The sequence below is a fragment of the Sphingomonas humi genome (genome assembly GCF_039536725.1).
In the GTDB taxonomy this organism is placed as follows: Bacteria; Pseudomonadota; Alphaproteobacteria; order Sphingomonadales; family Sphingomonadaceae; genus Sphingomicrobium; species Sphingomicrobium humi.
This window is the reverse complement of the sequence record NZ_BAAAZD010000002.1, coordinates 1,062,764-1,082,686: the sequence shown is the minus strand read 5'-3', so window position 1 is coordinate 1,082,686 and position 19,923 is coordinate 1,062,764. Positions and strand designations below refer to the sequence as shown.

Genomic DNA, 19,923 nt, shown 5'->3' with positions numbered 1-19,923 from the left:
GCGCTAATCGCTCCTCCATGTTGACCTCGCCCACGCGCCGCGGCCTCGCCGATCTTCCACCCATCGTCAGCGACTCGCTGCTGGCGCTGATCGCGATGGTCAATGCCGACACCCGATCCGAAAAGATCGACGTGGGGGTCGGGGTCTACCGCGACGGCGAGGGGCGGACCCCGGTCATGCGCGCCGTCCGCGAGGCCGAACAAAGGCTGCACGACACGCAGCAGAGCAAGTCTTACCTCGGCGGGGCGGGCGACAAGGCCTTTGCCCAATTGCTCCGTCCGATCGTGCTCGGCCGCCATGCGGGCGACGAGCGGATCGTTGGACTGCAGACGCCGGGCGGATGCGGTGCCTTGTTCCTCGCGCTCAAGCTCGCCGCGGTCGTCAACCCTGATGCGCGGGTGATCATGGGCACGCCGACCTGGCCCAATCATCCGCCGATGACGCGCGGCGCGCGGCTCGAGATCAGCGAATATCGCCATTACGATGCCGACAACCGAAAGGTCGATTTCGCGGCCATGGCCGAAGCGCTCGACGCAGGACGCCCGGGCGACGTCGCGTTGCTTCACGCCTGCTGTCACAATCCGACCGGCGCGGATTTGAGCGAGGACGAATGGCGCGACGTGGCCGCAATCGTCGCTCGTCGCGGGCTCCTTCCGCTGGTCGACTTCGCCTATCAGGGTTTCGGCCGCGGACTTGAGGCCGACCGCTTCGGTGTCGAACTGCTGCTCGACGCGTGCGACGAGGTGCTGATCACGCAAAGCTGCGACAAGAATTTTGCGGTCTATCGTGACCGCGTCGGCTGCCTGTTCGTCAAGGCGGCGAGCGCCGACAATGCTTCCTTCGCGCTGACCCACCTGCTGCAGATCAGCCGCGAAGCCTGGTCGATGCCGCCCGACCATGGTGCAGCCTGCGTCCGGACCGTACTCGAGAATGCGGATCTCGCCGCCGACTGGCGCGCCGAACTAGACAGCATGCACGCCCGCATCCGGACCGTTCGCCAGACCATCGCCGCCGCCGATCCGCGCCTTTCCTTCATCGCCGATCAGCAGGGCATGTTCTCCATGCTGCCGCTGTCGCTCGACCAAGTGAAGCAGCTGCGCTCGAAGCATGCGATCTACATGGCCGACAGCGGCCGCGCGAACCTGGTGGGAATTGCCGATCGCGATCTCGATCGCTTCTGTTCGGCGGTCGTCGAGACGATGAATGGCTGAGGCGGACGCCGAGTTTACGGTCGCCACCGACTGGGAAGAGGTTGCAAGGCTTGTCCTGACCAGCCGTGAGCTCGACCGCTTGGAGGAAGAGGAACTCGTCCCCGCCAAGCAGGTACTCTACCAGTTCAGCGCGCGCGGACATGACCTTGCGCAGGTGCTGCTCGGACTGAAGCTCAAGGACGGCGACGCGGCCTGCGGCTATTATCGCTCGCGGCCGCTGCTGCTGGCGCTGGGCGTCCCGCTGGCCGACGCGCTCGGTTCGGGCATGGGGCGGAGCGGGGGCTATTCGGGCGGGCGCGATATCGGCGTCGTGTTCAACTATCCCAATCCAGGCGGTGCCCACGCTCTGCCGATGTGTGGTGGGGTGGGGGCGCAATATACCCCCGCGGCCGGCTGGGCGCAGGCGATCCGCTACAAGGCCGAGGGGCTGAAGGAGAGCGCCGAGGGAAATATCGCGCTGGTGCTCGGCGGCGACGCCAGCTGCGCGACCGGCGGCTTCTGGTCCGCGCTGACCATCGCCACCACGCAGAAGCTGCCCTTGCTCTTCTATGTCGAGGATAATGGCTACGGCATTTCGGTGCCGTCGACCTATCAGACCCCGGGTAAGAATATCGCCGCCAACCTCGCGAGCTTCCAGGGCTTGACCATCTTCAATGGCGACGGGACGGACCCCGTCGAAGCAGCGCGGCTGGTCGATGCCGCGGTTACTCATGTTCGGTCGGGCGCGGGCCCGGCGCTGTTGCGGCTGACCGTCCCCCGCCTCGAGGGCCACAGCTACCAGGACACCCAGACCTACAAGAGCGAAGCGGAAATCGCCGCCGAGTGGGAGCGCGATCCGCTGCCCAGGTTGAAGGCGCATTGCGCTGCCCTGCAGATCGGCGAAGCACGCTGGAGTGAGCTTGAAACCCAGGTCGCCTGGGAAGTCGCCCGCGCCCGGGAGGAAGCCGAAGCGCGCCCGGTGCTGGACGGCGACAGGGTCGCGGACGACGTCTTCTTTTCGGGCACCCATGCCGAAGTGGGTGGCCGCGCCGGGCTGAGCCTCGACGGCACCCACGACGAACCGCGCCCCGAGGGCCAGCGGATCAACATGGTGACCGCGATCCGCAAGGTGCTCGACCAGGAACTCGACGCCAACCCGCGGATGTGCGTGTTTGGCGAGGATGTTGGGCCGAAGGGCGGCGTCCATGCGGTGACGCTGGGGTTGCAGGACAAATACGGCGAGACCCGCGTGTTCGACACCAGCTTGAACGAGGAAGGGATCGTCGGCCGCGCGGTCGGCATGGCGCTTGCCGGGCTATTGCCCGTCCCCGAAATCCAGTTCCGCAAATATGCCGAGCCCGCGACCGAGCAGATCAACGATACCGGGACCATGCGCTGGCGCACCGCTAACCGCTTCGCCGCGCCGATGGTGCTCCGCGTGCCGGGTGGTTTCTTCAAGTGCGGCGACCCCTGGCACAGCCAGACCAACGAAGTTCAGTTCGTCCACAATCCCGGCTGGATGGTCGCGGTGCCGAGCAACGCCGAGGATGCGGTCGGCCTGCTCCGCGCTGCCCTGCGCGGAAACGATCCGGTGCTGTTCTTCGAACATCGCGCGATGCTCGACGACAGCTGGGCGCGGCGGCCGTGGCCGGGCGATGCGTATGTCCTGCCCTTCGGAAAGGCCAGGAAGACGAGGCAAGGCGACCAGATCACCATCGTCACCTGGGGCGCCATGGTTCCGCGCTGCGAAGCGGCGGCCGAAGGGATCAGCGCCGACGTCATCGACCTGCGCACCCTTAATCCGTGGGATCGTGAGGCCGTGCTCGACAGCGTCCGCCGCACCCGTCGCTGCCTGATCGTCCACGAGGACCTGCGTACCGGCGGCTTCGGTGCCGAGATTGCTGCGGTGGTGGCCGACGAAGCCTTTCTCGACCTCGATGCACCGGTCGCGCGGGTGACTATGCCCGACATTCCGTCGCCGCATCACCCGTCGCTGCTCGAAGCTGCGGTGCCTAGCGTGGCGCGGATCCGGGCCGAGATCGACCGCCTGGTGGGGTTCTAAACGTGATCGACGTCCGCGTCCCCGATGAACAGGAAGGCACCAAGGCGGTCGTCCGCGCCTGGCTGAAGCAGCCGGGCGACCAGGTGGCGGTAAACGACCCGCTGGTCGAACTCGAAACCGACAAGGTCACGCAGGAAGTGCCTTCTCCGATCGCGGGCGTGCTGGCGGAAATTCTGCTCGGCACCGATGCAGAGGCGGTGCCGGGCGCTGTCCTGGGTCGGATTGAGGCTGGGGGTGAATCTACCATCGCGCGACCTGAGCGGAGCGCAGAGAGCGTCGTCGAAACGCCTTCGCACGATCGTGCTTCGAATGCGCGCAGCACGAACGATCCTGGGGATGAGCGCGAAACCCGCCTCTCGCCCTCTGTCCGCCGAGCGCTGCTCCAGCACGACATCGATCCCGCGCGTGTCACCGGCACCGGCCGCAACGGTCGGATCACCCGCGAGGACGTCGACCGCGCGGTCGAAACCGCCACCGTCAGCCACGTCGATGGCGGCTCCATGCCGATCGCCCAGCCGCGCGTGTCCGAAGCCAACTGGCAGGACATCCCGCACGACCGGATGCGCCGAGCGATCGCCGAGAACATGGCGAGGGCGGTCACCGACGCGCCGCACGTAACGGCGCTGTTCGAAGCTGATTTCACCGCAATCACCGCACATAAGAAGGCGCTGGCGGCGCAGGGCACCAGGCTCAGCTACACCGCCTACCTGCTGAAGGCTGCGGCCGAGGCGATGGCGGTTGCCCCGACGGTGAACGGCCGTTGGGCGGAGGATCGCATCATCGTCGCGCCGACGGTGGACATTGGTGTCGGCACCGCACTCGGCGACAAGGGCCTGGTGGTGCCGGTGGTGCGCGACTGCGCGCGCCTCGGCCTCGAGGAGGTCGGTGCCCGTCTCGACGAGCTCACCGCACGGGCCCGGTCGGGCAAACTTGAGCGATCGGACGTCGCGAACGGCAGTTTCACCATCTCAAATCACGGCGTGTCGGGCTCGCTCCTCGCCGCACCGATCATCCTCCACCAAGGACAGGCCGCGATCCTTGGTGTCGGCAAGCTGCAAAAGCGCGTGGTTGTGCTGGAGCAGGACGGGTCGGACGTCATCGCCATTCGGCCGATGGCGTATGTCACACTGACGATCGATCATCGCGTGCTCGACGGCCATCAGACCAACGCCTGGCTTTCTCGCTTCGTCGAGATCATCGAGAACTGGCCGGTGGCACAGCCGAAACGATAGGAACGGCCCACCTTCCTGCCCGTTGGCGAACCGGGACAGGAGGACGAAGTGGCCCTGAATAGTGACAATGACGATGTGGCAGCCAAGGCTGGCCGCCTAAACGAGGATGCCGCCCGCAAGGCGCAAGCTGGCAAGGCTGCGCGGCGCGGGGCGGACAAGGGAAGCGGCGGCAACGGCGCATTGATCGGGCTTGGCCTGACGCTTGCCACTGCCGGAGCTGCGGCCTTTTTCTTCGCCAAGGCCAGGACTGCCGACGACGAAGAGCCTGACGGGCCGCTGCTCAGCGATGCGCCGGACCATGTCCTTCGCGGAAAGGCGTTGCAACGCGCCCGCAACCAGGATTCCGGACGCGCCCTCGTCGGCCGTACCGTGACGATCGGCAAGCCCGCGCAGGAGCTTTACGGCTTCTGGCGCAGGTTCGAACGCTTCCCCGAATTCATGGACAACGTCCGCGAGATCCGGCGCATCGACGACACCCTTTCCGAATGGATCATCGAAGCCCCGGCGGGCGCCACCGTTTCGGTGAAGACCCGCATCGTCGAGGATGTCCCCGGTAAGACCATCGCTTGGGTCAGCGAACCCGACAGCCAGATCGAACATGAGGGACGGGTCGAATTCGCCGATGCCCCGCCGGGACGCGGTACCTATGTCCGCCTGCTGCTGCGCTACACCCCGCCTGCGGGCGAGATCGGTCGGCTGCTCGCCAAGGTCCTGCAGCGTGAGCCAAACGTCCAGGCTCGGCGCGACCTGCGCCGGTTCAAGCAGCTGATGGAAACCGGCGAAGTGCCGGTCAACGCCTCTCCGTCGGGTCGCAAGAGCGAAAGCCCGACCCAGCCTCACATCTAGGAGCTTGAACCGATGAAAGCCCTTACCTGGCATGGCCGCCACGACGTTCGCGTCGAGCGGGTGCCCGATCCCGAGATCGTCCTGCCGCGCGATGCGATCCTCAAGGTGACCTCGACCGCCATCTGCGGGTCCGACCTTCACCTTTACGACGGCTATATCCCGACGCTTCGTGCCGGCGACGTGCTCGGCCACGAATTCATGGGCGAGGTTGTCGAGACCGGTACGAGTTCGACGCTCAAGAAGGGCCAGCGCGTGGTGGTGCCGTTCACCATCAGCTGCGGATCCTGCTTCTTCTGTTCAAAGCATCAGTATAGCGCCTGCGACAACAGCAATCCGGCCGAAACCAGCGATGCCTCGGAAACGCTGATGGGTCACGCGATGGGTGCGGCATTCGGCTATGCGCACCTCACGGGCGGTTATGCCGGCGGCCAGGCGGAATATGTCCGCGTGCCGTTCAGTGACGTTGGCCCGATCGTCATTCCCGACCACCTGGAGGATGATCAGGTCCTGTTCCTGTCGGACATCCTGCCGACCGGTTGGCACGCGGCGGTCAACGCCGACATCGAGCCGGGCGATACGGTGGCCGTGTGGGGCTGCGGCCCGGTCGGCCTGTTCGCGATCCAGAGCGCCTTCAAGCTTGGGGCGCACCGGGTGATCGCGATCGACCATTATCCCTCGCGCCTGAAGCTCGCCAAGCAGATGGGCGCGGACATCCTCGACTATCGCGAGGTCGAGGTGCTCGAGGCGCTGAAGGAGATGACCGGCGGGATCGGCCCCGACGCGGTGATCGACTGTGTCGGAATGGAAAGCCACGGCATCGCCATCGACAATCTGGCCGACACGGTGAAGGCGCATCTCATGCTCGGCACCGAGCGTCCCCACGCGCTGCGCCAGATGATCATCGCCTGCCGCAAGGGTGGGCGCGTCTCGATCCCAGGGGTTTATGGCGGGTTCGCCGACAAGTTCCCGCTTGGCCAGCTGATGGAGAAGGGACTAACCATCAAGTCGGGTCAGACTCCGGTCCAGAAATATACCAAGGACCTCTTGAAGCTGATCGAGGAAGGTGAGCTCGATACCACCTTCATGATCTCGCACCGCGAGCCGCTGAGCGATGCCGCCGAACTCTACCAGAAGTGGCACGACGAGCAGGATACCTACACCAAGATCGTGCTGAAGCCCGGCATGGATCAGAAGCCGCAGGTTGATCTTGCGGCCGCGCGTCAGGTCGAACCGGCCGAATAACAAGGACAATATCATGAGCAAACTTGCAGTCATCACCGGTGCCTCGTCGGGCATCGGCCTCGAAATCGCGCGCCTCGCGTCGGCCGAAGGCTATGACCTGATCGTCGCGTCCGACACCCCGATGGTCAATGCCGGCGCCGGGCTGGACGGAGAGGTCAGTTCGATCGACGCCGACCTTGCGACCGACCAAGGCGTGAAGCAGCTGCTGCAACAGATCGGCGATCGGCAGGTCGACGTTCTGGTTGCGAACGCCGGCCACGGGCTCGGCCACGGCTTCCTCGAACAGAGCGTGACCGAATGGCGGCATGTCATCGACACCAACATCACCGGAACGTTGCTGCTGATCCAGCCGATCGCCAGGCAGATGGCGCAGCGCGGGGAGGGGCGGATCCTCATCACCGGTTCGATCGCAGGCCATGTCCCGGCCGCCTTCCAGGCCGTCTACCACGCCTCCAAGGCGTTCGTTGACAGCTTTGCAGCGGCGCTCGGGAACGAGCTCAAGGACAGCGGCGTGACGGTGACCTGCCTCAAGCCTGGCGCGACGGAGACCGAATTCTTCGCCCGCGCCGACATGGAGGACACCAAGGTCGGCCAGTCCAAGAAGGCCAGTCCCGCGGCCGTCGCACGGACCGGGTGGGAAGCCATGAAGAAGGGCGAACATGCGGTCGTGCATGGCCTCCTGAACAAGGCGCAGGTTCTGGCCGCAGGCGTGCTGCCCGAAAGCGTCTCGGCCGAGCAGGGCCGCAAGATGAACGAGCCGGGCAGCGGCGAGGCCAAGTAGCAGCGGTCGTTTGCTTCCATCGGGGAAATAGCCCGCGTTCCCCCCGGCTATGACGGGCCGGGGCGGAACGCGGTTCAGAATGTTCCGGGACGAACTGTTTCGGCAGTGGAACCGATCGCGCGGCCGTTCGCTCGCCACGCAATGGCCGGGCAATCGACAATGACCGACGGCGTGTTCGTCCGTCGCACCTTCATCCTTGTTTCCATCGTCGCCTTGTTTGCGCTGGCGTGGATGCTGCGCGACGTCGTTCTGATGGTCTTCGGGGCGGTGGTCATCGCGACGCTCTTCACCAGTCTCGCCGCGGTGTTTCAGCGCTTCCGGATCCCGCAGGGGGTTTCACTTTTCCTGGCGGTGCTCACCGTCCTCCTTGTCGTCGCGATCTGCGTGACCTTGTTCGGCGCGCAACTGGTGGGCCAGTATGAGCAGATTCGCGAAACCCTGCCGCGCGCCTGGGCGACCATCCAGCAGCGGCTCGCCGGCTTTGGCCTCTCGGGTCAGCTCGAACAGTTGACCAAGGGCGGGCAGGGAAGCGGCTTCGCCGCCACTGCGGGCCAGTTCGCGATGAGCCTTGGCGGGGCCGTGGCCGATGCCCTGCTGATCGTCGTCGGCGGCATCTTCCTCGCCGCATCCCCGCGGTTCTATCGTACCGGCTTCATCAAGCTGGTGCCCGGATCACGCCGCGCGCTGACCGCCGATGCGCTGTCCGACAGCGGAACGGCGTTGAAGCTGTGGCTGAAGGCACAGCTCATTACCATGGCCGCGGTCGGAACCGCGACCGGCCTCGGACTGTGGCTTGTCGGCGCAGATAATGCGCTGGCCTTCGGTCTGCTCGCCGCCCTGCTCGAATTCATTCCCTTCATCGGTCCAATCCTCGCCGCCATCCCGGCGGTGCTGATCGCCGCCGCGGTCGACCCGTCACTCGCCATCTGGGTGGCCGGGGTCTATTTCGTCGTGCAGCAGCTCGAGGGATATCTTTTCTCGCCGCTGCTCCAGCAATGGGCGGTCGAGCTGCCGGGTGCGGTGCTTCTCTTCTCGCTCCTCGCCATGGGTTCGCTGTTCGGACCGCTCGGCATCGTCTTCGCGGCACCCCTCACCGTCGTCATCTTCGTCCTCGTGAAGCGGCTGTACGTGCGCGAGGCGCTCGACACCGACACGCCTATCCCGGGTGAAGACCAGTCGGGCGAGACGGGCTGACGGGAAAGCCTGGCGGCGCTAAAGGCGCTGCTGCGATGAAACTACCGCCACCGCGTCATTGGGGAACGATTGTCGAGGCCGGCGCTGCGCTCGCGGCGGCCGGCGTCGTGACTCGCCTGCTCCCGTTCGATCGCTACATTTGCATGGGCGCTAGGGCGGTCTCGCGGCGGGCTCAAAGCTCCGACGGCATGACGGAAAGCTGGATCGTCGACGCCCTCGCGAACCGCGCTCCATTTCGCGCCGTCTGCCTCCAGCGCGGACTGGCGCTGCAGTGGATGCTTCGGCGGCGGGGTGTGGATGCGGTGCTCCATTACGGGGTTCAGCTGGACAAGTCCCAGCCCGACCTGTCCGCCCACGTCTGGGTCAGTGCGGCGGGGCAGGTGCTGATCGGCGCACCGCAGCATGAGGAATTCACCGAGGTTGCCCGCTATCCGGCACCGGTGAAGTGACCGGCCGGTTGCGACCCGCCGGCGCGCCGCCCACAGCCTGGTAGAGGCTGATCGTCGAAGTGAGCTGATCGGCGCGAAGCTGCACCAGCGAAAGTTCGACCCCCAGCAGGCTGCGCTGCGCATCCACCTGCTCGATATAGGGCGTGTAGCCCGCTTCGTAGCGATTGCGGGCATGGCGAAGCGCGTCGGCCACCGCGACACGCTGGGCGTCGAGTGCCCGTTGCTGGTCGCCCAGCCTTGCCAGTGTCGCGAGCCGGTCTTCGACCTCACGAAAGGCATTGAGGACGGTCGAGCGATAGGCGAACGCCGCCTGGTCGCGCCGCGCCGTCGCCGAGGTAAGCTGCCCCCTAAGTCGTCCACCATCGAAGATCGGCGCGAGGATGCTGCCACCGAGCGACCAGACCGAGATTGGCGCGCTCAGCAAGTCGGAGAAGACCGTACCGGCCGACGCACTGATCCCGAAGGTCGGCATGAAGCGGGCACGCGCGGCTCGCATCTGCGCATCGCTGGCCGCCAACTGATATTCCGCCGCCGCGATGTCGGGCCTCAGCCGGAGCAGTTCGGCCGGAACGATACTGGGCGGCGGGGGACGGGTCAGGTCGGCCAGCGATCCGCCGCGCCGGATTGCCCGTGGCAGGACGCCGGTCAGGACCGACAGCGCATTTTCCTGGCGTGCGATCTGCGCCTCGACCTGCGGGACGTTCTGGGCGGTCGCCTGATACTCGGCCTGCGCCTGCCGCCATTCGAGCTGCGAGGTATAGCCGACCTCGGCGCGACGCTGCGCGAAGTGAACCGACTGCTGCTGCACGGCCAGCGTCTTGCGGAGGGTCGCAAGCCTCGCATCGAGGGCGAGCAAGGTGACATAGCCGCTCGCGGTTGCGGCGCTGACACTGAGCAGGGTCGCTTCCCGCGCCGCCTCGCTGGCCGCGACGCCCGCGGCTGCGGCATCGATGCCGGCCCGGTTACGGCCGAACAGGTCGAGCTCGTAGGACACGCGGGCAAGAGGCTGGGCCACCACCGATTCCTGGCCTTTTCCGAACGCCGACACCTCGCGCCTGACCGCGGCGTTCAGCCCGGCTTCCACGGTCGGCAAGAGCAATGAGCGCGACGCGGCTTCGGTCCCTCGCGCTTCCTCGATCCGAGCCGCGGCGATCAGGACATCGGTGTTGTTGGCCCGCGCCGCCTCGACCAGCGCCGACAGGGCGGGGTCGGAAAAGGAATCCCACCAGCGCTGCTCCACCGCCGCGGTGCCCGGCACTTGGGTTCGCCATTCTAGCGGGGGTGTAAGCACCGCACTGGCCGGAACCGGCCGAAGCGCGGGAGCGCAGCCGCCAAGTGCCAAAAGCGCCGTGAGGCTTGCGACGACACAAGAGCGAACTGGCCCGGTCACGCGGTCACTTTCCGCCGCGGGTGTGGACGGTCGCGATGACAGACATGCCCGGCCCCAATCGCGCGGCGAGCGGCTGGTTGCGGTCGAGCATGATCCTGACGGCGATGCGCTGCGGGACCTTGACGAAATTTCCCGCGCCAGCGTCGGGCTTGACCAGGCTGAACTCGGTCCCCGCGGCCGGAGCAATGCTCTGTACTCGTCCCGTGAGCTTCGCACCATCCAGCGCATCCACGGTCATGGTTGCCCGCTGCCCGACCGCCATGTGAGCGGTCTGCGTTTCCTTGAAGTTGGCGGTGATCCACAGCTCGTCGGGGACGAGATACATCAGCTGCGTCCCTGCCGAGACGAGCTGCCCGACTCGCGCCGACACCTCGCTCAGCCGCCCGGCCCTGGGTGCGCGTATCTCGGTCCTGGACAGATCGATGCGGGCCAGTTCCGCATTGACGTCGGCACCCTCGACCTGCGCTTCCAGCGCGCCTCGGCCGACCTGCACAGTTCGCACCTGCTCGGCGGCGATGGCACGCTGGGCCTGCGCCTGCTGGACGCTGGCCTGGGCCTGCTTGAGCGCGGCGCGCGCCTGATCGCGTTCCCGCAGCGAAACCGAGCCTTCGCCCGTCAGCTCATCGATCCGGCGCATGTCGGCCTGCGCCTTCTCGAGCCCGGCACGGGCACTGGCCACTGCCGCGTCCTGCAGGCGCATCTGCGCTTCGCCCGAGCGCAGGCTCTGCTGGCTGTTGGCGAGTGTTGCACGCTGCGCGGAGATATTGGCTTCGCCCTGGCGCAGTCGCTGGCGGAAGGGCGCCGGGTCGATCCGGGCCAGCAACTGCCCGGGCTGCACCCGGTCGAAGTCCCGCACCGTCACGTCGATGAGATAACCTGCGACCTGCGGGCTGATGACCGTGGTCTGGCCCCGCACATAGGCATTGTTGGTGCTTTCATCGCCGCTGTCGAATGGCGGCAGGCCCCAGGCGAACAGCGCTGCGATGATGCCGGCAAGGATGACCATGACCCCGCCGGCAAGCTTGCCCCGCGACACGTTGGGCGACCACCCGCCAGTGCTGCGCGGAGGATCGGGCGTATCGGCTACCGCTGGCTCCGCCTGCGCGGGCACTTCCTCGGCAGCGGGCGAGGTTCGCCCAGGCCCTTCCGGGGCGGGATCAATATCCTCGATCTTCCTTTGATCGAGCATGTCTTGGTCGTTCATGAGGGGCTCCTGGCGAGCATAGTCTGGAGGGCGGCCAATTCCTTTCCGAGCGGATTGCGTCCGCGGGCCCGGTTGAGGATCCAGGGAATGAAAACGGCAACGAAGGCGATCACCGCCAGCCAGCCGATCACGAAGAAAACGTCGTTGAAAGCCAGCACCGCCGCCTCACGGGCAGCTTCGCGCGACACGCGCGCTGACGCCGCAGCCTGCTGAAGCGCGGGATCGGCGATGACGGTGCCCAACCCGCGGGTCGTCTGGCGAAGGGCATCGGCAAGCTGCGCGTTGGTTGCGGTGAGGGTCGCCGCGGCCTCGACGAGGTGGGTCTTGAGGCGGATGGTATGCAGGGCGGAAAGTGCGGCGGTCCCGGCCAGACCTCCAAGGGTCTGCGAGAGTGAGAAGATCGCGATGAAGCTGACGACATGGCCCGGCCCAGCGACCAGCGCGCGGACCATTCCCTCCATCAGCACGGGGCCCATCGCATAGACCGCGGCAAAGGCGATCGCGGCCTGTGTCAGATAGAGGTCGCTCGGACGGGACATCACCCCGGTGCGGGTATCGGCAAAACTTGCGATGGCGATGACCAGGATGGCGAAGAGCACCGGTCGATTGAGATCCTTTGGATCGAGCCTGACCAGCGACAGCACGATCCCCGCCACGCTGGCGCCGGCCAGGGCGAAATAATAGCCGGTCAGCTGTTCATTGGCATAGCCGAGCGCCGAGAAGAGCCCGGTGGCGCCGAAGCTCTGCTCGGCGACGAGGACGCGCACGGCAGCGCCGGTAATGGCGAGGGACAGGATCGACCGGCTCGACAGCCAGCGGGTGTGAAGCATCGGATTGCGCCGGTTTGCCTCGAGCAGGAGGCAACCGCCCAGCCCGAGGATCGCGATCGCAAGCGCGGTTCCCAGCCACGGCGTATCCCACCACATGATGCGGCCCTGGATGAGGAAGATGACCAGCGACACGACGCCCATGATGAAGAGCAGGGTGCTGGGGATATCGAGCCATTCGAAAGTTTCGCGCCGCTCGCCGGGGGGAAGGCGGAAGATGGTGACCGCGCCAAGCGCAAGCAGCGACAGGGCGAACTGGAACTCGAACGCGCGGCTGATGTCCCCATCGACCAGCAGGGCGGGGGAGATCGCCCGCGCCAGCGGGAAGGCGATCTGCGATAGCCCCGTGCCGAGGACCATTCCCCCGATCCGCGACGCGGGAGGCAAACCCTGCATGAGGTAATAGATGGACAGCGCCGACAGCCCGCTTGCCGCAAGGCCCGCGACCGCGCGCGCGGCCAGTTCCGGACCATAGCCAAGCTCGAGCAACTGGACGAAATTGGCGGCAAGCAGCCCGACCATGGCGTAGCGGACGAACGGCTGGATCCCATATTCCTGCCGCATCCGCAGCAGAAGCATGCTCATGCAGGCATAGGTCGAATAGAACGCGACCGACAGCCAGCCTGCCTCGACCGGGGTCAGCGCCATCGCCGCCTGCAGCGCCGCGGTATTCGCCAGCAGGAAACCGTTCTGGGCCCCGCCGACCAGACCGAGAAACAGGCCGATGACCAGATAGACGACGCGCCGCCCCGCCGGATGATCGGGGGTCGCCGGCGATCCCGGAATGAGCGGCAGTTCATGCGCCCGGAAGGTATAACCCGAGCGAGGATCCTTGAGGGGCGCCATGTCAGCCGTCCCCCACCGCCGGCGGACTTGTCCAGAATGTCATCAAAGGGCTTCCGCTGCGATCAGGTGGGCACGCGAACCAGGGGGGGACACGCCTTTGGCGCTGCCGGATCACCCAAAAACGTTACGCAGACGACACGCAATTGTTCCGGCGAGCGAGGGACGGTCGGCAAGGGCAAGTCACCGGCCCAAAAGCCATGACGCACTGAAGGGGATGTGGCGCACCCGACAGGATTCGAACCTGTGGCCTCTGCCTTCGGAGGGCAGCGCTCTATCCAGCTGAGCTACGGGTGCCTGCCACAGGCCCTAGCCGCCTGCCGCGGCGCCTTCAAGCCATGACAGCAGGGGTTGGTGGAGCGTTCGGGCGGCGTCGCGGCCGACGATCATGCCGACATGACCCGACGGCGAGGACAGTCGCTCCCCCGGCGCGGCAGTCCCCGCCGGGACGATCCGGTCGCCGCTGGCCGTAACATGCAGCATCGGGCAGGACGGCAGCGGGGAGAAGGCGCGGCCCTCGCCGAACAGCCGTTCGACCAGTTGCCGCGCGGCGAGGAGGGGGAGCGGCTCGCCCGCATTGGCCCACTCCTCCAGTCTTACGAAGCGCTGCGTCTCAGGGCTGGCCGGCTCGGCCCTTGCAAGCTTGGCGAACTTGCCGACCAGCCGCGCCGGGTCGATCTGCCAGAAAGCAGACTGCAGTACTTCCATCGGCAGGAAGCCAAAGCGCTGCGCCGCTTGCTCGCTGGCCTGCCACATCTGCAGGAGACGCTCGCGCGCCTCGGCCGGGTAGCCGCTGAAGTCGTATGGCGACGCGAGGGTCACGACCGCGTTCGCCTGCTTGCTCCGGGTCGCCGCAGCCAGGGCCAGGGTCCCGCCAAGGCAATAGCCGGCCAATGTTGCCGCGCCGGCCTGCTGCAGCAACGGCAGCAATAGATGCTCGACATGGTCGTCGAGATCGAATTCGCGGCGAGACCTCGCTGTCCCCCAATCGAGCATCAGGACGCGGTGGCGCGTCGCCAGCGCGTTTGCGAGCGAGCATTGCGGGTCGAGATCGAGGATCGTCGGCGGATTGATCAGCGATGGGATTAGCACTAGGGTCGGTCCCGTCCCGCCGCAATCGCGCAGGCTTGCGCCGAGCTGCCGAAAAAGCACCGGCTTCTCGCGGGCCGGCTCGGCCGCGGCAGGCGCGGACTGGTAGCGCCGCAGCCCCTCGAGTGCGGTTCGGGCCAGGTCAGGATCCTGAAGGGCCGCCTCGCGAAGAAGCGCCAGGAACAGGGGCAGTGGTCGCGGCCCGCGGCTTTGTTGCGGTGCAGTATCGGGCGGTGCTACGTCGTTGGCCACGTCGCGTAGAGGACTGCCCATGAATAGCCCGGCTCACAAGGTCACGATCAAGAAATATGCCAATCGGCGGCTCTACGACACGGAGAGTTCGACCTATGTCACCCTCGACCGCCTTGCGCAGATGATCCGCGAAGGTCGCGACTTCGTGGTGGTCGACGCGAAGACGGGCGAGGACATCACCCACCAGGCGCTGACGCAGATCATCGTCGAGGAAGAGGCACGGGGCGGCGCAACCATGCTCCCGGCAAGCTTCCTGCGGCAGCTGATCGCGCTCTATGGCAACAGTATGCAGACCATGGTTCCCGGCTATCTCGACGCGGCGATGCAGAGTTTTTCGAAGAATCAGGCGGCCTTCAAGGACGCCTTCGGAAGCAATCTCTTCGCCGATCTCGCCAAGCGGCAGATGGCGCTGTTCGAACAGGGCGCGAAGGCCTTTACCGGCGCTGCCACGCCGCGCACCGCCGAGCCGGCGCCGAAGAGCGAACAGGATGACGTTGCGACCCTGAAGGCCGAACTCGACGCGCTGCGCAGCAAGGTCGACAAGCTGGTTCGATAAGGCGGCTGCGATGTTCCTGCTTGCTCTTGCCGCTTTCCAGGCAGCTGCCGGTGCTCTCCCCGCGACGCCGCCCGCCGACTGGCGCAATCGTCCGGTCACCGCGGGTAGCTGGACCTGGCGCGGCTCACCCGAAGCCAGCGAAGCCACCTTTTCCGATTCGCGCGGGTCCCAATTCACGATGCGTTGCACGCGCGCCACGCGGCGGGTGAGTTTCTCACGAATCGGTGCCGCCCCGACCTCCCCGATTCGCATCGCTACGACCAGCAGTGAGCGCCAGCTTCCGCTCGGCAACATGCTGCTTGCGAGCGACCCTTTGCTGGACGCAATTTCGTTCAGTCGCGGGCGCTTGTGGGTGGATGTTCAGGGAATGATGCCGCTGATCCTGCGCTCCGCTGCGGAGCCGGCGCGAAGCATCGAAGATTGCCGAAGCTGAGGATCATTACAAGTCTTGAACGATCCTTCGGTTCGCGCATTCTGAGCGCACCAACAACACAGCGAAAGGAGGTGATCCGATGTCTCATGGTTCAGCAAGAGGCTCGGTGAAGTTCGTTCGGGAGATGCAGGCCTGACCAGCCTGCTTTCAAGGTCTCCCGGGCTGGAGCTCTCCGGCCGCTGACCATGTCGAAGGGGCCGTCGCTTTCACCAGCGGCGGTCCCTTTTACACATCTTGCTACCCTCTTGTCGGAACTGTTGCGGCGCTGCATCGTCTTTGTCGGCAACACAGCAGAACGGGGAGAATAACTCGTGGCCAGGGCCAGAACCTCGAAGTCGAACAACCAGGGCGGCAACAGCAGCTTCACCAACCAGGAAGACACGCTCGGCGGAAATACCGCTGGCGCTGGTGGCAAGGCCGACAACGCCAAGTCCGAGGACGGCTCCGCCAACCTCAACGACACCCTCGACAAGCTCGCCAAGGCGGCGATGAGCAAGGAAATGCTTGCGGCAGGCCTCGCCGCTGCAGCAGCCGCGATCAGCGCCAGCCCGTCGGTTCGGCGCAAGATCCGCGACGCCGGCCTCGACGCCGCCGACAGCGCGACCAATGCCGCTACCTCGATGGCGGCAAGCGTCAGCAAGCTTGGTTCGCTGATCGCCGATGCCGTCGCCGACGCGGCGCAGAAGGTGCTCGGCACCAGCAACTCGTCAGGCAGCAGCGCGTCGAGCAGCGGCTCGCGGTCGACGACCGCCAGCAGCGCGAAGCGCAGCGCAAGCCAGCGTGCAGCAGGCGCGAAGGAAAAGGCGACCGGGACCGGCCGCTCGGCGTCGTCGCGGTCGACCACCGCGGCCAAGACGACGACGCGCGCCCAGAAATCGGACAGCGGCGAAAGCGCGGTCGCAAAGCCCAAGCGGGCTGCCGCGACCCGTGCTGCCACCGCGACCCGCTCGCGCTCCGCGACGTCCCGGGCCACCGGCGCCGGCCGCCGCGGGACGACGCGCAAGCCGGCAACCAGCAAGAACGACGGCGGATCGGGCGGCGAGGGCGGCAACGCCTGACCCGGACCGAGACGTTACGCAAAGGGCCTCCTTCCATCCGGAACGGAGGCCCTTTCGCTTTGGGCGAGCGTCTGCCACAGCCAATCCCATGAAGCCGCTCGCGACTGTCATCCTCGCCGCCGGGCAGGGCACCCGGATGCGCTCCGACCTGCACAAGGTGCTCCACCCGCTCGCTGGCAAGCCCATGCTGATGCATTTGCTCGACACGGTCGAAACGCTCGATGCCGAACGCCGGGTGGTCGTGGTCGGCAAGGGGCGCGAACAGCTTGAGGCGGCGCTTGCCAGTCACCCGCTGACGCTCGCGGTGCAGGAGGAGCAGAAAGGGACAGGTCATGCCGTCGCGCAGGCGGCCGAGGCGCTGGCGGGTTTCGACGGTACCGTCCTCGTCCTCTACGGCGACACCCCCTGTATCGAGGCGGCTACGCTCCAGGCGATGCGATCGCGCCTAGATGAAGCGGACCAGCCAGGCATCGTGGTGCTCGCCTTTTCGCCCGACGATCCCGCCGCCTATGGCCGGGTGATCCTTGGGGAAGGCGACACGATCGCCAGGATGGTGGAATATAAGGACGCGTCGGCCGAGGAACGCGCCGTCCGTCTCTGCAACAGTGGCATGATGGCGCTTTCCGCCGCCGACCTGTTCCGCTGGCTCGGCATGGTCGGCAACGACAATGCCGCGGGCGAATATTACCTGCCCGACATTGTCATGGTCGCCGCAGCCGAAGGCCGTCACAGCGTCGCCGTCGAATGCGAGGCGTGGCAGACCGCCGGTATCAACAGCCGCTCCGAACTCGCCCTTGTGGAGCGCGACTGGCAGCAGCGCCGGCGTACCCGCGCGATGGCGGAGGGGGCCACATTGCTCGATCCCGGCACCGTGTGGTTCAGCGCCGACACGGTCATCGGCCGCGATGTGCTGGTCGAACCGAGCGTGTTCTTCGGTCCCGGCGTGACGGTCGCCGACGGCGCCGTCGTCCGCGCCTTTTCGCACCTCGAAGGCGCAAACGTTGGTGCAGGCGCCGAAGTCGGTCCCTATGCGCGCCTTCGCCCCGGAGCCGAGCTTGGCGAGCGCTCCAAGGTGGGCAATTTCGTCGAGATTAAGAAGGCGAAGCTGGGCGCCAGGGCCAAGGCAAATCACCTCAGCTACATTGGCGATGCCGAGGTCGGGGCGGGCGCAAACATCGGCGCGGGGACGATCACCTGCAATTACGACGGATTCTTCAAATATCGCACGCGCATCGGCGAAGGCGCGTTCATCGGCTCCAACAGTTCGCTGGTCGCGCCGGTAAACGTCGGTCCGGGCGCGATCGTCGGCGCCGGCTCGGTCGTCACCCGCGACGTCGACGGCGATGCGCTGGGCGTCACCCGTGCCGAGCAGAAACAACTCTCAGGCTGGGCCGCGCGCTTCCGCGAGCGCCAGTCCGCCAAGAAAGGCAGCTAGAACAAGCATGTGCGGAATCGTCGCAATCGTCGGCAAGGATCTGGTCGCCGAGCGCCTGTTCGAAGGCCTGCGCCGCCTCGAATATCGCGGCTATGACAGCGCCGGTATCTGCACGCTTGTCGAGGGCGCGTTCGAACGACGGCGGGCCGAGGGCAAGCTCGACAATCTTGGCGCCCGGCTGAGCGAAGCGGCGCTGCCCGGCATCACCGGCATCGCCCACACCCGCTGGGCGACCCACGGCGCCCCGACAGAGGCCAATGCGCATCCGCACATCGCGGGGCCGGTGGCGCTTGTTCACAACGGCATCATCGAGAATTTCAAGCCGCTGCGTGCCGAACTGATCGCCGAAGGCCGCACGCTCCTGAGCGAGACGGACAGCGAGGTCGTAGCCCATCTCGTCGCCCGCGAGGTCGAGGCCGGCAAGAGCCCGGAGGAGGCGGTCGCCGCGGTGTTGCCGCGCCTGCACGGCGCGTTCGCCATGGCCTTCCTCTTCCGCGACCATGACGGACTGGTGATCGGTGCCCGCATGGGCGCGCCGCTGACCGTCGGCTATGGCGAGGGCGAGAATTACCTGGGCTCGGACGCCATCGCGCTGGCGCCCTGGACCCGCCGTATCGCCTATCTCGACGAGGGAGACTGGGTGGTCGTGCGCCGTGATTCCGTGCAGATCTTCGACCGGGCGAACAATCCGGTCGATCGCGCACTGGTCGAAAATGACGCGACCGACGAGACGATCTCCAAGGGCAATCACGCGCATTTCATGCGTAAGGAGATTTTCGAACAGCCCCTCGTCGTCGCGCAGACCCTGCAGAGCTACGTCCGCGCCTTCGAAGGCGAAGTCGCCATCCCTGCCGCCGATTTCGACCTCAGCAAGGTCGACCGGGTGACGATGGTGGCTTGCGGCACCAGTTTCTACGCCGGAATGGTCGGGAAATACTGGATCGAGCGTTTCGCCCGGGTGCCGGTCGACATCGATGTGGCGTCCGAATTCCGTTACCGTGACCCGGTGCTGGAAGAGGGCGGTCTTGCGCTTTTCATCAGCCAGTCGGGTGAAACCGCCGACACGCTCGCCGCGCTGCGTCACGCCCGCGAACAGGGGCAAAAGATCGCGGTGGTGGTGAACGTGCCGACCAGTTCGATGGCGCGAGAGGCCGACCTCCTTCTTCCGACCCGTGCCGGGCCCGAGATCGGCGTCGCCTCGACCAAGGCGTTCACCTGCCAGCTGGCGGTGCTTGCCGCGCTTGCCGTCAATTTGGCCCGTGCCCGCGGACGGCTGACCGCCGAACAAGAGCGGGAGATCGTCGCGCACCTTGCCGAAGCGCCCGAAGCGATGGCCAAGGCGATCGATCACGACGAACAGATCAAGGCGATGGCGCCACTGGTCGCACCGGCGCGCGATGTCCTCTACCTCGGTCGCGGCCCGGATTATCCCATGGCGCTCGAAGGGGCGCTGAAATTGAAGGAAATCAGTTACATCCACGCCGAGGGCTATGCTGCCGGCGAGATGAAGCACGGGCCGATCGCGCTGATCGACGACAATGTGCCGGTCATCGTCATCGCGCCCTCGGGGCCGCTGTTCGACAAGACCGTCAGCAACATGCAGGAAGTCCGCGCGCGCGGCGGCAAGATCATCCTCATCAGCGATGCCGACGGGTTGGCGCAGGCCGGCGAAGGCTGCCTTGCGACGATCGAAATGCCCGCGGTACATGAACTGATCGCGCCGCTGGTCTATGCGGTGCCGGTCCAGTTGCTCGCGTATCACGTCGCGGTGCTCAAGGGCACGGATGTCGACCAGCCGCGCAACCTGGCGAAGAGCGTGACGGTCGAGTGACCGTGCGCA

The 19,923-nt window shown here is 66.5% G+C and carries 17 protein-coding genes and 1 tRNA gene; 13 read left to right on the top strand and 5 right to left on the bottom strand.

Going from position 1 to position 19,923, the window contains the following annotated elements:
- Window positions 1-17 precede the first annotated feature (17 nt).
- The 8 genes from ABD729_RS13235 (at window position 18) to ABD729_RS13200 (ending at window position 8,996) form a co-directional block, all read left to right on the top strand.
- On the top strand, window positions 18-1,211 hold the full coding sequence (locus tag ABD729_RS13235; RefSeq protein WP_344711027.1) for an aromatic amino acid transaminase: 1,194 nt from the start codon (window positions 18-20) through the stop codon (window positions 1,209-1,211).
- Window positions 1,204-3,252, top strand: coding sequence for a transketolase C-terminal domain-containing protein (locus ABD729_RS13230; protein ID WP_344711024.1), 2,049 nt, complete (start codon window positions 1,204-1,206; stop codon window positions 3,250-3,252). The genes ABD729_RS13235 and ABD729_RS13230 overlap by 8 nt, the downstream gene beginning before the upstream one ends.
- Before the next feature lie 2 nt (window positions 3,253-3,254).
- Entirely contained in the window at window positions 3,255-4,484 is a 1,230-nt protein-coding gene (locus ABD729_RS13225; protein ID WP_344711021.1) for a dihydrolipoamide acetyltransferase family protein, read from the top strand.
- 48 nt (window positions 4,485-4,532) lie between these two features.
- The gene (locus tag ABD729_RS13220) at window positions 4,533-5,330 is read left to right on the top strand and encodes an SRPBCC family protein (protein WP_344711018.1); all 798 of its coding nucleotides are present in this window, start codon (window positions 4,533-4,535) and stop codon (window positions 5,328-5,330) included.
- 12 nt (window positions 5,331-5,342) lie between these two features.
- Window positions 5,343-6,572, top strand: coding sequence for a zinc-dependent alcohol dehydrogenase (locus ABD729_RS13215; protein WP_344711015.1), 1,230 nt, complete (start codon window positions 5,343-5,345; stop codon window positions 6,570-6,572).
- A gap of 13 nt (window positions 6,573-6,585) precedes the next feature.
- Window positions 6,586-7,353, top strand: a complete 768-nt coding sequence (locus tag ABD729_RS13210) for an SDR family NAD(P)-dependent oxidoreductase (protein ID WP_425564902.1) — start codon at window positions 6,586-6,588, stop codon at window positions 7,351-7,353.
- Between the two features lie 159 nt (window positions 7,354-7,512).
- The gene (locus ABD729_RS13205; RefSeq protein WP_344711012.1) at window positions 7,513-8,547 is read left to right on the top strand and encodes an AI-2E family transporter; all 1,035 of its coding nucleotides are present in this window, start codon (window positions 7,513-7,515) and stop codon (window positions 8,545-8,547) included.
- A 35-nt stretch (window positions 8,548-8,582) separates the two neighbouring features.
- A complete protein-coding gene (locus ABD729_RS13200; protein WP_344711010.1) occupies window positions 8,583-8,996 on the top strand; it encodes a lasso peptide biosynthesis B2 protein in 414 nt (137 codons plus the stop codon).
- On the opposite strand, the gene ABD729_RS13195 is transcribed toward ABD729_RS13200, so the two are convergent.
- The 5 genes from ABD729_RS13195 to ABD729_RS13175 form a co-directional block, all read right to left on the bottom strand.
- Entirely contained in the window at window positions 8,959-10,386 is a 1,428-nt protein-coding gene (locus tag ABD729_RS13195; RefSeq protein WP_344711008.1) for an efflux transporter outer membrane subunit, read from the bottom strand. The two genes, ABD729_RS13200 and ABD729_RS13195, sit on opposite strands and share 38 nt — an antisense overlap.
- Window positions 10,387-10,390: 4 nt before the next feature.
- Window positions 10,391-11,590 carry an HlyD family secretion protein gene (locus tag ABD729_RS13190; protein WP_344711006.1) on the bottom strand — a complete coding sequence of 400 codons (1,200 nt, stop codon included), beginning with the start codon at window positions 11,588-11,590 and terminating at the stop codon, window positions 10,391-10,393.
- A complete protein-coding gene (locus ABD729_RS13185) occupies window positions 11,587-13,263 on the bottom strand; it encodes an MFS transporter (protein ID WP_344711004.1) in 1,677 nt (558 codons plus the stop codon). Before ABD729_RS13185 ends, ABD729_RS13190 begins: the two co-directional genes overlap by 4 nt.
- Window positions 13,264-13,480: 217 nt before the next feature.
- Window positions 13,481-13,557: transfer RNA gene (locus ABD729_RS13180), tRNA-Arg, on the bottom strand.
- Between the two features lie 12 nt (window positions 13,558-13,569).
- Window positions 13,570-14,601, bottom strand: a complete 1,032-nt coding sequence (locus ABD729_RS13175; protein ID WP_344711003.1) for an alpha/beta fold hydrolase — start codon at window positions 14,599-14,601, stop codon at window positions 13,570-13,572.
- Between the two features lie 19 nt (window positions 14,602-14,620).
- Between ABD729_RS13175 and phaR the strand changes: the two genes are divergently transcribed.
- From phaR to glmS, 5 genes are all read left to right on the top strand, one after another.
- On the top strand, window positions 14,621-15,157 hold the full coding sequence (gene phaR, locus ABD729_RS13170) for a polyhydroxyalkanoate synthesis repressor PhaR (protein ID WP_344711001.1): 537 nt from the start codon (window positions 14,621-14,623) through the stop codon (window positions 15,155-15,157).
- 10 nt (window positions 15,158-15,167) lie between these two features.
- Window positions 15,168-15,590: a hypothetical protein gene (locus ABD729_RS13165; protein WP_344710999.1), complete on the top strand. Its 423-nt coding sequence runs from the start codon at window positions 15,168-15,170 to the stop codon at window positions 15,588-15,590.
- Between the two features lie 311 nt (window positions 15,591-15,901).
- On the top strand, window positions 15,902-16,648 hold the full coding sequence (locus ABD729_RS13160; protein ID WP_344710997.1) for a hypothetical protein: 747 nt from the start codon (window positions 15,902-15,904) through the stop codon (window positions 16,646-16,648).
- Window positions 16,649-16,736: 88 nt separating this feature from the next.
- Window positions 16,737-18,083, top strand: a complete 1,347-nt coding sequence (glmU, locus tag ABD729_RS13155) for a bifunctional UDP-N-acetylglucosamine diphosphorylase/glucosamine-1-phosphate N-acetyltransferase GlmU (protein ID WP_344710996.1) — start codon at window positions 16,737-16,739, stop codon at window positions 18,081-18,083.
- Between the two features lie 7 nt (window positions 18,084-18,090).
- Window positions 18,091-19,914, top strand: coding sequence for a glutamine--fructose-6-phosphate transaminase (isomerizing) (gene glmS / locus ABD729_RS13150; protein WP_344710994.1), 1,824 nt, complete (start codon window positions 18,091-18,093; stop codon window positions 19,912-19,914).
- Window positions 19,915-19,923 lie beyond the last annotated feature (9 nt).